The sequence below is a fragment of the Pseudomonas sp. P42 genome (assembly GCF_017973755.1).
Classification (GTDB): domain Bacteria; phylum Pseudomonadota; class Gammaproteobacteria; order Pseudomonadales; family Pseudomonadaceae; genus Aquipseudomonas; species Aquipseudomonas iridis.
On the sequence record NZ_JACOPU010000005.1, the window covers coordinates 306,573 to 319,326 of the forward strand.

The 12,754-nt window shown below is 59.5% G+C and carries 12 protein-coding genes; 4 read left to right on the forward strand and 8 right to left on the reverse strand.

Translation table 11 applies throughout. From position 1 onward, the window contains the following. Positions 1-7 precede the first annotated feature (7 nt). The 3 genes from H8B20_RS18200 to H8B20_RS18210 are packed head-to-tail and all read right to left on the reverse strand — an operon-like array spanning position 8 to position 1,759. Positions 8-268, reverse strand: coding sequence for a phosphopantetheine-binding protein (locus tag H8B20_RS18200; protein WP_047299425.1), 261 nt, complete (start codon positions 266-268; stop codon positions 8-10). Further along, positions 249-1,058, reverse strand: coding sequence for a lysophospholipid acyltransferase family protein (locus H8B20_RS18205; RefSeq protein ID WP_115145979.1), 810 nt, complete (start codon positions 1,056-1,058; stop codon positions 249-251). The genes H8B20_RS18200 and H8B20_RS18205 overlap by 20 nt, the downstream gene beginning before the upstream one ends. After that, positions 1,034-1,759, reverse strand: coding sequence for a beta-ketoacyl synthase chain length factor (locus H8B20_RS18210; protein ID WP_042557296.1), 726 nt, complete (start codon positions 1,757-1,759; stop codon positions 1,034-1,036). Before H8B20_RS18210 ends, H8B20_RS18205 begins: the two co-directional genes overlap by 25 nt. Before the next feature lie 355 nt (positions 1,760-2,114). Between H8B20_RS18210 and H8B20_RS18215 the strand changes: the two genes are divergently transcribed. Beyond that, a complete protein-coding gene (locus H8B20_RS18215) occupies positions 2,115-2,885 on the forward strand; it encodes a ParA family protein (protein ID WP_042557297.1) in 771 nt (256 codons plus the stop codon). A gap of 129 nt (positions 2,886-3,014) precedes the next feature. Here H8B20_RS18215 and trxC read toward each other — a convergent pair whose 3' ends face one another. Beyond that, positions 3,015-3,449: a thioredoxin TrxC gene (gene trxC, locus H8B20_RS18220; RefSeq protein WP_210624099.1), complete on the reverse strand. Its 435-nt coding sequence runs from the start codon at positions 3,447-3,449 to the stop codon at positions 3,015-3,017. Between the two features lie 194 nt (positions 3,450-3,643). Here trxC and H8B20_RS18225 point away from each other — a divergent pair, with 194 nt between their 5' ends. The 3 genes from H8B20_RS18225 (at position 3,644) to H8B20_RS18235 (ending at position 4,894) form a co-directional block, all read left to right on the forward strand. Next, complete coding sequence (locus tag H8B20_RS18225) at positions 3,644-3,940, forward strand: type II toxin-antitoxin system HigB family toxin (RefSeq protein WP_210624100.1); 297 nt, start codon at positions 3,644-3,646, stop codon at positions 3,938-3,940. Beyond that, the gene (locus tag H8B20_RS18230; protein WP_210624101.1) at positions 3,937-4,338 is read left to right on the forward strand and encodes a helix-turn-helix domain-containing protein; all 402 of its coding nucleotides are present in this window, start codon (positions 3,937-3,939) and stop codon (positions 4,336-4,338) included. The genes H8B20_RS18225 and H8B20_RS18230 overlap by 4 nt, the downstream gene beginning before the upstream one ends. Before the next feature lie 100 nt (positions 4,339-4,438). Then, positions 4,439-4,894 carry a hypothetical protein gene (locus H8B20_RS18235; RefSeq protein WP_210624102.1) on the forward strand — a complete coding sequence of 152 codons (456 nt, stop codon included), beginning with the start codon at positions 4,439-4,441 and terminating at the stop codon, positions 4,892-4,894. Between the two features lie 125 nt (positions 4,895-5,019). Here H8B20_RS18235 and selO read toward each other — a convergent pair whose 3' ends face one another. The 4 genes from selO to H8B20_RS28360 all read right to left on the reverse strand — a co-directional run bounded on the left by selO (position 5,020) and on the right by H8B20_RS28360 (position 12,754). Next, positions 5,020-6,483: a protein adenylyltransferase SelO gene (selO, locus tag H8B20_RS18240; protein WP_210624103.1), complete on the reverse strand. Its 1,464-nt coding sequence runs from the start codon at positions 6,481-6,483 to the stop codon at positions 5,020-5,022. 48 nt (positions 6,484-6,531) lie between these two features. Beyond that, positions 6,532-9,909, reverse strand: a complete 3,378-nt coding sequence (gene mscK, locus H8B20_RS18245) for a mechanosensitive channel MscK (RefSeq protein WP_210624104.1) — start codon at positions 9,907-9,909, stop codon at positions 6,532-6,534. Positions 9,910-9,943: 34 nt separating this feature from the next. Beyond that, on the reverse strand, positions 9,944-11,686 hold the full coding sequence (locus tag H8B20_RS18250; protein ID WP_150604876.1) for a potassium/proton antiporter: 1,743 nt from the start codon (positions 11,684-11,686) through the stop codon (positions 9,944-9,946). Positions 11,687-11,881: 195 nt separating this feature from the next. Then, positions 11,882-12,754, reverse strand: a complete 873-nt coding sequence (locus tag H8B20_RS28360) for a methyl-accepting chemotaxis protein (RefSeq protein ID WP_371042268.1) — start codon at positions 12,752-12,754, stop codon at positions 11,882-11,884.

A 12,754-nucleotide genomic window follows, 5' to 3' on the forward strand; every position in this document is an offset into this window, starting at 1 on the left:
TCCGGTCTCAAGCTGCCTGTTTTGCCATGACGAAGGCCGCAAGGCTCGCCACGTTGGAGAAATGGTTGCGGGTGTCTTTGGCGTCGGCGTCGATCTTGATGCCGTACTTTTTCTGGATCGCCAGACCCAGTTCCAGTGCGTCGACAGAATCCAGGCCCAGGCCTTCGCCGAACAATGTTTGATCGTCGCCGATGTCGTCGACGCTGATGTCTTCGAGGCCGAGAGCGTCGATGATCAGCAATTTAATCTCACGGTGTAGATCGCTCATCTTCGGCGAGCTCCTTGATGAAGTAAGAATGCAAATAGTCGTTGAGCTTGCGCGAGGCCTGCGGTGCCGGGCCTTGTGCTGCGAATGTCTGTGGGTCTATATCGGCCCCGACACGAAAACTGAAGTGCACGCGGCGGCTGGGGATCCGATACCAGGGCTCGGCTTTGGTCAGGGTGGTCGGGTTGACCTTGATGACCACCGGCGTAAGGATTTTCGCACCCCGCAGGGCAATCGCCGCAGCCCCCCGATGAAAGGCAGGCGCCTGGCCCGGTTGAGTACGGGTGCCTTCAGGGAAAATGATCAGGGTCTGGCCGTTTTGCAGGGACTCGGCGGCCGCATCAAGCATGTCCATGCTGCCGTCGTTGCTGATGTATTCGGTGCTGCGCAGCGGGCCACGGGTGAAGGGGTTTTCCCACAGGCTTTTCTTCACCACGCAGTTGGCCTGGCGCACCAGACCGATCAGGAACACCACATCGATCAACGACGGATGATTGGCGATGATCATCTGCCCTGGACGACCGAGACGTTCAGCGCCCTGAATGTCGTAGGTCAATACGCCGGTGCGAGCCATGAATCGGACAAAAAACCAGAACAGCCGACTGACGGTCTGCCGCGCACGCTGACGGTGCTTCAGGGCATCACCGGGCAGACAGCCGAGCACCGGAAAAACCAGCACGCGCAGGCACAGCCCGCCCAGCCCGAACAGCGCGAAACTCGCCGCGGTGGCCAGCAGACGCCAGTAGTAGGCGTCGCGGTTCTTCTCGGTCACGGGTTGCGTTGCCAGGTCCATACGCGATTTTTCCAGGCGTGTTGGCAAAGGGGCTGCTGGCCGAGCAGGGTGCGTAGCAAGTTGAGCGCGTGTGGCCAGTGCGCTTTGGACCGTGCTTCGGTGGTGCTGTTCAGGGTCAGCCGCCAGTCGGTACCGGGAGTGAGCAACAGACCCAGCGCGTAAGGAAACGGCACATCGTCGATCCACGCCGAATAGGCTGCGGGCGGCTGTTCTTCGGTAATCACCAGCAACACTGCCGGAGCGCCTTCATTGAGCAGGGCTGCGGCTTCGAGCATGCCGTGTTCGAGACCGTCGCCAGCGGCGGCGAGGGCGGTCATTTCGCTGGTTTCGCCGCGCATGATCGACCATAGGCCGATGATCGCGTTGTGCACCGAGAGGCTGAATTGCGTCGGTGACAGCGGTTCGTCTTTGGCGAGGTCACTCAGGATCTCGTAAGTGCGCGGGGTCTCGCCGTGTCGCGAGACGAACACCAGAGGCAGATTCTCCCGTCCGTCGGCCAGTGGCCAGCCGACACTAAAAGCCATTCTGGCCAGTCGGCTGAGGCGGCGGCGTTGCATGGCCGGCAAGAACGACACATCGGGCGCGGCATCACTGCTCTGGAGCACGACCGGTTGTCGGCTCCAGGCTTGCCATGCGTCCACGCTATCGAGCCCCGGGGCCCACGCGCGCCACTGGGCGATGTTGAAGTTGATCACGGACATTCATCCCGCCCCTGCGGGCTTTTTGTTGAGGCGTGAGTCGCCAAAGCCGCAGCAGGCTTGACGTGACGCTTGGCGCCGGGTGGCGCGCATTATCCCGGTGACTCGGGTGTGTAGCAAATGCTGGTTACATTTTGTGCAGTGAAATGTACCGAATGGTTCGCGGAAAACTGTCACTTGGCCATTATCCAGATTGTCAGCGGCTTGTCTGTCGGTCATCTCGGCGATTGCTGGCGGTTTTTTCTGGTCCTGCACGCGGAAAATTGCACCTGACCTTGTAGTCCATGTCCGCGAAGGTAGCGAAGCGAGGCGGCGCGCATCTACACTCGGTCATTCTTTGATACACGGAGGTTTTGTCATGCGGCGCGTGGTGTTCAATCAGAAAGGTGGCGTAGGCAAATCCAGCATTGCCTGCAATCTGGCAGCGGTCAGCGCCAGTGAGGGTTATCGCACACTGTTGGTCGATCTCGATGCTCAGGCCAACTCCACTCAATATCTGACGGGGCTCACCGGCAACGACATCCCGATGGGCATTGCCGATTTCTTCAAGCAAACGCTGTCTTCAGGGCCGTTCTCGAAGAAGAATCAGGCGGATATCTACGAAACCCCGTTCGACAACCTGCACATCATCACTGCTACCGCCGAGCTGGCCGATCTTCAGCCCAAGCTTGAGGCGAAGCACAAGATCAACAAGCTGCGCAAATTGCTCGATGAGTTGTCCGAAGATTACGACCGGATTTATCTCGATACACCCCCAGCGCTGAATTTTTATGCGGTATCGGCGCTGATTGCGGCAGATCGCGTGCTGATTCCCTTCGATTGCGACAGCTTCTCGCGTCAGGCCTTGTACGGGTTGATGGCGGAAATTGCAGAATTGAAGGAAGACCATAACGAAGGGCTGGAAATCGAAGGCATCGTGGTCAACCAGTTCCAGGCGCGGGCCAGCCTGCCGCAGCAGATACTCGATGAGCTGATTGCCGAAGGTTTGCCGGTATTGCCGGTGTATCTGACCAGTTCAGTGCGCATGCGTGAATCGCATCAGGCCAGCATGCCGCTGATCCACCTCGATCCGCGGCACAAGCTGACCCAGCAGTTTGTCGAGTTGCACAACCTGCTTGAAGACGCGTGACTTCTCGAAGCTCCCACAAAACCTGTGGGAGCGGGCTTGCCCGCGATGAGGCCGGCACGTTCAGCATTTGAAGTGCCTGATCCAGTGTCATCGCTGGCAAGCCAGCTCCCACAGAGTTTTCAGGGTGTGTCAGATGCCCTGGCTACGCAGCCACGCCATCAACTGCGGCAACGGAAACGCCCCGCTCTGGCGCTCCACCTCCCGACCGTTCTTGAACAGAATCAGACTCGGAATCGAGCGAATCCCCAACTGCGCCGATAACTGCTGATTCGCCTCGCTATCAAGCTTGGCTAGCCGACACTTGCCCGCCAACTGCGCAGCCGCCTGCTCGAATATCGGCGCAAACGACTTGCACGGCCCGCACCAGTCCGCCCACACGTCCACCAACAACGGCAGATCACCCTTGATCTGGCTGGCGTAATCGCCTTGCTTGAGCTCGAAGGGTTTGTTCAGCAGCACCGCGGATTTGCAGCGACCGCACTTCGGCTGGTCAGCGAGGCGCTCGGCGGGAATGCGGTTGAGGCCGTTGCAGGCGGGGCAGGGGATGAGCAGTGGGTCGGTCATGAGCAAAGTCCGGTGAAGAGCTGATAAGCGTAAGTTGGAGACGTTTGCTCATATTTTCAATCGTGCAGGCTTCAAGGCTGCACCTAGGCTGGAGCACACCGAGAGGGTCCGTTGGTCTGCTCGGTAGTATCGCGACTTGCGATAATTTCGATCTGTGATTAACTTTCTATAGCAGAATGCGATAAGGATGTTGCATGCATGTGTTCAGTGAAAAACCGATTAGAGAGGCCAAGGCACGGTGGCTACAGGCAGAAAACGCGCTGGCGCAGTGGTTTCGTCTGGCAAGCAGGAGTTATCCAAAGGGTTTCGCGGCGATGAAATCGATATTTCCCGCAATCGACAAGGTGGGCGAATTTCATGTCTTTGATATCGGCGGCAATAAGCTGAGGTTAATTGCTTTTGTCAGTTACCGATCACAGAGGCTTTTCATAAAGCATGTGTTGGATCACCGCGAATATGACCGTGGGAAATGGAAGGAGGCAAAGGTATGAGTGTTTTGATCAAGACAGTTGCTGAACATTGGGAGTTTGTTTCTCCATTGGTTAGAAAACCCAAGAGCGAAGAGGACTACGACTCCCTGGTTAGGGCAGTCGACGAGATACTCGAGATTACCGGCGATGACGAGTCGCATCCCTTGATGAGCCTGGTCGACATCATTGGTGACTGGATCAAAGAATGGGATCACACCCATCACCCCATGGCTCAAGCGAGCGGCGAAGAGGTTCTCGGTTACATGATGCGTGAACACGGCTTGACCCAGAGCGATCTGCCGGGTGTCGGTACACAGTCGGTTGTTTCTGAAATTCTGAATGGCAAGCGCAAGCTCAACTTGCGCCAGGTCCGCTGGTTGGCAGAGCGCTTCAACGTGCCGGTAGATGTATTTGTCTGAAGGGCACGGCAAGACCATGCAACGCCATGACAGTCGCACTCTGCTAGCATGTCGCGCGGCTTTTTCAGCCGTAGCTGTCAACTAAAGGGAATTAACTGTCATGAGCCACACCCAAGAGGCCGCTGTGCCTACCGACTCCACGCCTTTTAAGGACGCGATCATGAGTTGTGGGCATTGCAACTACACGCTCAAACCGACGTATCACCAAGCGTTCGAACTGGTTCGGTTGCAACCCATCAACTGTTATCAGTGCAGCTCGGATCTATTGCTTGATGAAGCCGACCGTCAGGTGCTGGACAAAAAACTGCATACGGCCACCCGTATCGGTAAGTTGGCGTTGTTGATTCTGGGGCCGTATTTCTTGATCAGCCTGCTCGCGACGCTCTATTTCATGTTTTTTGCCAAACCACCTTTCCCGGGATTCTCGGGGGTATTGTTTGGCGGCGGGCTAGTGATCGGTTTCCTGCTCAAGAGCGCCGCAACGGACAGCGAAGAGGGCGACTTCGTGCTATTCAAGCAAGGCGAGCGGCCTTCTGCGCACACGCAAGCTGCGTAACTCAACGCTGGCGAGGCCCTGCGACCGCGATTGAGATTCGCGGCCGCACAGACCTGAGCGCTCGCTCTGCCCGCATAAATTGGCAGCGCCGGCGCTCCAATTTGCGCCTGGCCAGTTTGATGCCATTACGACGAACAACTGATCTCCAGATGCTTGCCCCACTCGGGCGGGCGCTCGGCATAGCTTTCCATCCCCGGTTGTTCTTCGAACGGCTTGCTCAACACTGCGTACAACCGGCGAACCTCTGAGTAGTCCCCTTGTTCCGCCGCATCAATCGCTTTTTGCGCCAGATAATTACGCAGGATGTACAGCGGATTGACCGCGTGCATGCGCGTGCGGCGTTGCTCTTGATCGAGCGTGCCATCACGGGCAACCCGCGCCACATAGCGTTCGCCCCAGGCGTCGAAGCCTTTGATGTCGACGAAGTCGTCTCGCAATTGAGCAACGGCCAGTTCTGCGGATTGATCACCGAGCCGGCGAAAAAATAGCGTGTAGTCGACGCCGCTGTTCTGCATCAGTTGCAGCAGGTTTTCCAGCAGCAATTGATCGTCATCCTCAGCCGTGGTGAACCCGAAACGACGGCGCATCAGGTCGAGGTAGTGCGCCTGGAACAATGGCAAATACAAGCCGAGCGTTTCGCGCAGGGCTTCAACGCTGATGAACGGCGTCAACGCCTGGGCCAGGGCACTGAGGTTCCATTGGCCGATGGGCACTTGATTGCTGAAGGAGTACCGGCCCTGGTCGTCCGAGTGGTTGCAGATGAAGTTGGCATCGAAGTCATCAAGAAAGGCGAACGGGCCGAAGTCGAAGGTGATGCCCAGGATCGACATGTTGTCGGTGTTCATTACGCCGTGGCAGAACCCGTAGGCCTGCCATTTGGCGATCAGTTCGGCGTTGCGTTCGACGACCTCGCGGAACATCGCCAGGTACGGTTCGGGTTGCTCCAGGCATTGCGGAAAATGCATCGCCAGCACATGCTCGCCGAGCAACTTCTGCTCCTCGGGACGCTTGGTGTAATAGAAATATTCGAAGTGGCCAAAGCGGATATGGCTCGGCGCCAGACGCAGCACCATCGCGGCGCGTTCCTGCTTTTCGCGCCAGACCGGGGTGTCGGAGCCGATCACGCAGGCTGCGCGCGAGGACGGAATGTTCAGCGCGTACAACGCTTCGGAAGCGAGGAATTCACGGATCGACGAACGCAGCACGGCGCGACCATCGCCCATGCGCGAAAACGGCGTCTGCCCGGCGCCCTTGAGGTGCAAGTCCCAGTGCTCGCCGGCCGCATTGTAGACCTCGCCGAGCAATAAGCCGCGACCATCACCCAGTTGCGGCGTATAGCCGCCGAACTGATGCCCGGAATAAACCATCGCTCGCGGTTCGGCATCGGCCCACAGCTTGTGGCCGCCGAACAGTTCGGCAAACTCTTGTGTTTCGGCGGTGGCCGGCTCCAGATCCAGCAGGGCGAGCGCTGCGGCACTTGCGACGACCAGACGAGGGTTGTCGATCGGCTCGGGCAGCACGTGGGCGGAGAATGCATCGCCAAGGCGGGCGAAACGATTGTCGAAGGTCAGTTCGTCGAGGGCTTTCAAGGGCCGGCTCCAGCAGAATGTCCGAGCATTCTGCTGGGATTAACCGGGTTAGTCGAGTTTGGTCGGTGGCGGCTCTTGCAAAGGCTCTTGTGGCGAATCTTGCAGCGGTTTTTGCTCGGCGCCAACCGGCACGATGGTTTTGGTCTCCGCTTCGATGGGCACCAACTTGTATTCCTGGCCATGCAGGTTCTTCAGGTAAACCTCCATCTGGCGGAACGAGATGTTGATGTGCTGCTTCTTGAACTCGCGGTTGATAAAGCGGTTGACCTCATCAAGCACCGGGTTGCGGTCACCCAGATCGCGTACGTGCATGCGCAGTTCGTGGTCGAGGGTGCTTTCGCCGAAGTTGAGGAAGTACACGAGCGGTTCCGGCTCCTTGAGCACGCGCGGGTTTTCCCGGGCGGCCTTGAGCAGCAGCTCCTTGACCAGATCCAGATCGGAACCGTAGTCGACACCGAGTTTGAGCGTGACTCGGGTGACGGTGTCGGTCAGCGACCAGTTGATCAGTTGCCCGGTGATGAACGTCTTGTTCGGGACAATGATGTCCTTGCGGTCGAAGTCGGTAATGGTCGTGGCGCGGATGCGGATCTTGCTCACCGTGCCCGACAGGTTGCCGATGGTGATGGTGTCGCCGATCCGCACCGGGCGTTCGAACAGAATCATGATGCCGGAGATGAAGTTGGCGAAGATCTCCTGCATACCGAAACCGAGGCCGACCGACAGCGCCGCCACCAGCCATTGCAACTTGTCCCAACTCACGCCGAGGGTCGACAGAGTCGTGACGAAGCCGATGCCAGCGATCACGTAGGACAGCAGCGTCGTGGTCGCGTAAGCACTGCCCTGCGCCAGATTGAGTTTTGACAGCACGAACACTTCGAGCAGGCCGGGCAAGTTGCGCGCCAGGGCAAAGGTGATGCCAATGATGATCAGCGCACCAAGCATGTCGCCGATGCTGATCGGCACCATGCTCATGTTGGCGCCGGTGCCACTGGTGTATTCGTAAAGGGTGATGTTGTCGAGGTACGAGAACACCGAGATCAGGTCCGACCAGACCCAGTACAGCGCCGCGATGAAACCGCCGAGCAGGGCCAGACGGATCAAGCGCAGGGATTGTTCGTTGACCTTTTCGATGTCCAGTGTCGGCTCTTCAATGACGGCTTCGCCCTCGCCGGCCTCTTTCGCGGCCTGGCGCTTGGCCAGGGCACGCTGGTAGGCCAGGCGCCGTGCGGCAACGCTGAGGCCGCGAACAAAGGTGGCTTCGATCACCAGCCAGAACATCAGTAGATAGAGCGTGTTGATCAAGCGATCGCTGAGTTTCAACGCGGTGTAGTAGTAACCAAAGCAAACGGCTACGAACAACGCGATTGGCAGCAGGGTAAACATCACGCCAAGAGCCTTGCGGAACAGCGAGGTGTTTTGGTGGGTAGGGCTGCTGATCAGCAGACGGCTGAGCAGCCATGCCATCAACGCGTAGCAGGTCAGCACCACCGGCATGCCGAGGACGTCGTCGGCCAGCGCCGCTGGCTGCAATTCCGCGACCGCGACCACTGCCACCAGTGCCATGACCACCAGGCCGAGTCGACGCACCCAGCCTTGCAGGAATTCGACCTGGGGTTTTTCCCAGCGGAAGTGCAATTCGGCCACGCCGCCCGGCGCCAGAATCCGGTAGGCGGTGTAGAACACCAGCCATGCCTGACCCATTTGCAGCAGCGCCGCGCCCATGTTGGCGTTCTGTCCGCGGGCGTCGATCTGCAAGGCCAGACCGCACAGGCCCAGTCCCAGCGCCACCGGCATCGCCAGCAGAATATTGATCAGGATCGCCTGCGGCGTGTGCCACTGGCTGTCGCGTTTGAAGTGGCCGATGTCCTGGTGAACCTTGTTCAGGCGCCCATACAGACTCTTGCGCCGCCACAGCAACGCGCCGATCAGCAGCGCCAGCGGCAGGAACAGCAACGGGCGCTGGGTCAGACCGTCGGTCAACTCGCTCAGGCTGGAAGCCCACGGCAACGTATCGACCTGACGCTTCAGGCGATCCGGCACGCCGCGCATCCACTCCAGGTCCAGCGGCTTGTTGCTGGGAATCCAGAACATCTGCTCGTCGAGGGTCGCGCGCAGGCTTTGCGCGGTGCTCAGCAGTTGCTTCTGGTTGAGTTGCAGGGTGATCGATTCGTTGAGCATCGCGCTCAATTCGCGGTTGAGCCGCTCCAGCAGGTCGGCGCGCGTGTTGGCCAGGTCCAGCAGGCTTTTGCGCAGCTGCGGCGTAATCTCTTCCGGCGGCTGGGTAGTCAGCAGGTTGTCCACATAGGACGCCGGATTGCTCAACAGTTCACGCTGCTGGCTGACATCAAACTGATACAGGCGGATGTCGGCGATCTGATCCGCCAGATCGCGGTCGACCTTCAGGCGTGGCAGAGCCTGTTTCTGTTTGTAGAGAATCTTCGACAGCAGCAGGCTGCCCTTTAGCACGGCGATCTGCTCGTCGAGGGCGGAGTCGCTCTGGGTAAGAGTGTCGAGTTGCTGTTTGGTTAGCAGGTTCTGCTGAGTGACTTCGTTGAGGCGATCGGTACTCTTGAGCAGGTAGTCCGAGAGTTTGAGGTTGGCGGCGCTTTCAGTGGCTAGCAGGCTGCTGCTGCCGGCCTTCTGTGCCTCGATCGATTGCTGGGTGACGGTTTCCTGAGACTGCGCCAGACGCTTCTGGTTGATCAGGGTCTGCAGTTCCTGGATCTCGCGGTCGAGGCGGTCGGATTTTTCGGACAGCAGGTCATGTTGAGCGTTGCCCAGATCCTGCAACTGGTTATTGCCGGCCAGTTCCTGGCGGCGCAACGGTATCAGCGCGTTCAGCGCCGCCAGCTCGGCATTCAACTGGTCGCGCTGCTCGGCGCTGACGGTCTTGCCCGCTTCCTTGCCGGACTTGAGGATGTTGTTGATCTGCTGAATGCGCGTCTGGCTGGCGGAAATTTCTGCCTGAGCCCGCTCGGGGCGAGTCTGCGCGGTGATGATCAGGCTGTTGGCGTCGGCCAGGGCTTTTTGCAGATCACTTTGCTGGGTCGAGCGATCCGTCAGGATTTGCTCCAGCTGCTGGATCGACTCCTTGGGGAAACGCTGGGTCACCGGCACCACCGCAGTGGCCTTGAGACGCGTCAGTTCGCGGGTGCTCTCGATGGTCTGCCGGGGCGCGGAGGCCAGTTGCTGCTTGAGATCGATCAGCTTCTGTTCGTAATCACGCTGATTGTTCAGATGATTGAGCGTGTTCTGCAGGACAGTTTGCAGAGTCTTTTTATCGGCATCCGGCAGTTTACTGTCGGCGAGCTTGTCGAGGCTGGCCTGCACGGATTGGCTCGACGGTGGTTCGGCGGCGTACAGCGGGCCGACAGTAAGACTCAGGCCCAGAAGGGCCGCGACGAAAAAGGAGCGCAGGGTAGGCATAGAGACCGGTCAAGCAAGTGATAGTGGACGCAGTTTAGAGGAAGAGTCCGGGGCCCGGGCGACTTCCTTCGGGGAATCTGACGCCCACTTTAGCAATCTTGTTCCCGTCCATGACCGCCACCGTCCAATGGGTGTTGTTCCACTCCACCTGGTCACCCACGATCGGCGCCCCCCCGACCTTGTGGGCAATGAAGGTGCCCAGGGTCATGTCCGGATCGATGCCTTCGGCCGGCAAGCCATAAAGCGCGGCAACCGCTTTAAGCTGGGCGTCTCCTTCGAGCACGAAGTCGCCGAAGAAACGCAGGTCGAGCCCACGTTGCGGCGCCTGGCTGAACAGTTTTCCGAGCGCCGGCAAGTTGTGTTCATGGCCGATAACACACAGCAAATCATCGACTTCCAGCACCGTACTACCCGACGGATGGAGCAGTTGCTGGCCACGAAACAGCGCGGCGATGCGCGTGCCTTCGGGCATTTTCAGCTCGCGCAGGGGCGAACCGATGCACCATTTCTCCGCGCCGAGCTTATAAACAAACAGCTCCCACTCGCTGGTGATGTGCACTTCCAGTGCGGATCGCGAAATCGGCGCAGGCTCCGGCGGTACGGTGACCTTCAGCAGTTTGGCGACCCACGGCAGGCTTGTTCCCTGCACCAGCAGTGAAACCAACACGATGAAGAAGGCGAGGTTGAAGTACAGCTGCGCGTTCGGCAGCCCGGCCATCAGCGGGAACACCGCAAGAATGATCGGCACCGCGCCGCGCAGGCCAACCCAGGAAATAAAGACTTTCTCGCGGCCATGGAACGCCTTGAACGGCAGCAGGCCGACCATCACCGACAACGGTCGCGCAAACAGAATCATCCACAGCGCCAGGCCGAGGGCGGGCAAGGCGATGGGCAGCAAATCGTGTGGCGTGACCAGCAGCCCCAGCACCAGGAACATGCCGATCTGCGCCAGCCACGCCATGCCATCAAGCATGTGCAGGATGCCGTGACGGCTGCGCACCGGGCGGTTGCCGATCACCAGGCCACACAGGTACACCGCGAGGAAACCGCTGCCGTGCAAGGCGTTGGTCAGGGCAAACACCACCAGACCGCCAGCGATCACCAGAATCGGGTACAGGCCGGCAGCGAGGTTGATCCGGTTGACCATTTGCAACATCAACCAGCCACCGCCGAGCCCGACCACGCCGCCGATGCCGAACTCGCGGATCAGGTGGGTCAACAGGCTCCAGTGCAAACCGGTCTGGCCGCTGGCAAGCATGTCGATCAGGGTCACGGTGAGGAACACCGCCATCGGGTCGTTGCTGCCGGATTCGATTTCCAGGCTGGCGCTCACCCGTTCGTTCAGGCCCTTGCCGCCGAGGAGCGAGAACACCGCCGCGGCGTCGGTGGAGCCGACAATGGCGCCGATCAGCAGGCCCTGGATCAGGTTCAGGTCGAACAGCCACGCCGCTGCCATGCCGGTCAGTCCGGTGGTGATCAAGACTCCGACCGTCGCCAGCGACAGCGCCGGCCACAACGCCACGCGGAAACTTGAGACCCGCGTGCGCAAACCGCCGTCGAGCAGGATCACCGCCAGCGCGAGGTTGCCGACCAGATAAGCCGTGGGGTAATTGTCGAAAATGATCCCGCCGCCATCGACTCCGGCGGCCATGCCGACCGCGAGAATAATGACCAGAATCGGAATGCCGAGCCGGGAAGAGAGTGAGCTGACAAGAATGCTTGCGCCTACCAGCAACGCGCCGATCAAGAACAGGCTGTTGATGGTCGTCGCATTCAAAGGCAGTACTCCAGAAGCGTAAAGACAGGCACAAACTGACCATGCAGTCTGCGTGCCAGCGATTCTAACCTGTTGAAATGTGGTGATGTCAAAAAGGTTTTTGGTAGATCAAAAGATCGCAGCCTGCGGCAGCTCCTACAGGGTGTACATCAATCCCATGTAGGAGCCGAAGGCTGCGATCTTTGCTCTTGGCGATTAAAGGCTGAACCGCCCAACCATATTGTTCAGATCCAGCGCCAGCCGCGACAGCTCGTTACTCGCTGCACTGGTCTGATTCGCGCCGGTCGCCGATTGCACCGACAGATCGCGGATGTTCACCAGATTACGGTCGACTTCCCGCGCCACCTGGGCCTGCTCTTCAGCGGCGCTGGCGATTACCAGGTTGCGTTCGTTGATCTCGACGATAGCGGTATTGATGGTGTCCAGCGACATCCCGGCGCCACGGGCGATGTTCAGCGTCGACTCAGCACGCTCAGTACTGTTGCGCATCGAATCCACGGCGTGTTCGGTGCCGCTCTGAATGCTGCCGATCATGCGCTCGATTTCGCTGGTCGACTGCTGTGTGCGATGGGCCAAGGCACGCACTTCGTCCGCCACCACCGCAAAACCACGACCGGCCTCACCGGCACGCGCGGCTTCAATCGCGGCGTTCAGCGCCAGCAGGTTGGTCTGATCAGCCAGACCACGAATCACGTCCAGCACCTTGCCGATGTCACGGGACTCATTGGCCAGATCACCGATCAGGCTCGCCGTGCTCTGCACGTCGGCGCTCATGCGTTCGATGGCGCTGACCGTTTCCTGCACCAGATCACGGCCGTCGCCTGCTGAAGTGGTGGCATTCTTCGAGGCTTCCGAGGTGCTTACCGCGTTGCGGGCGACTTCTTCGACCGCGCTGGTCATCTCGTTGACCGCCGTAGCCGCCTGTTCGATTTCGTTGTTCTGCTGAGTCAGGCCGCGCGCGCTTTCGTCGGTGACGCTGTTGAGTTCTTCTGCGGCCGAGGCAAGTTGCGTGGCCGAACCGGAAATCCGCTGCAGGGTGTCACGCAGCTTCGATTGCATCTTGGCCAT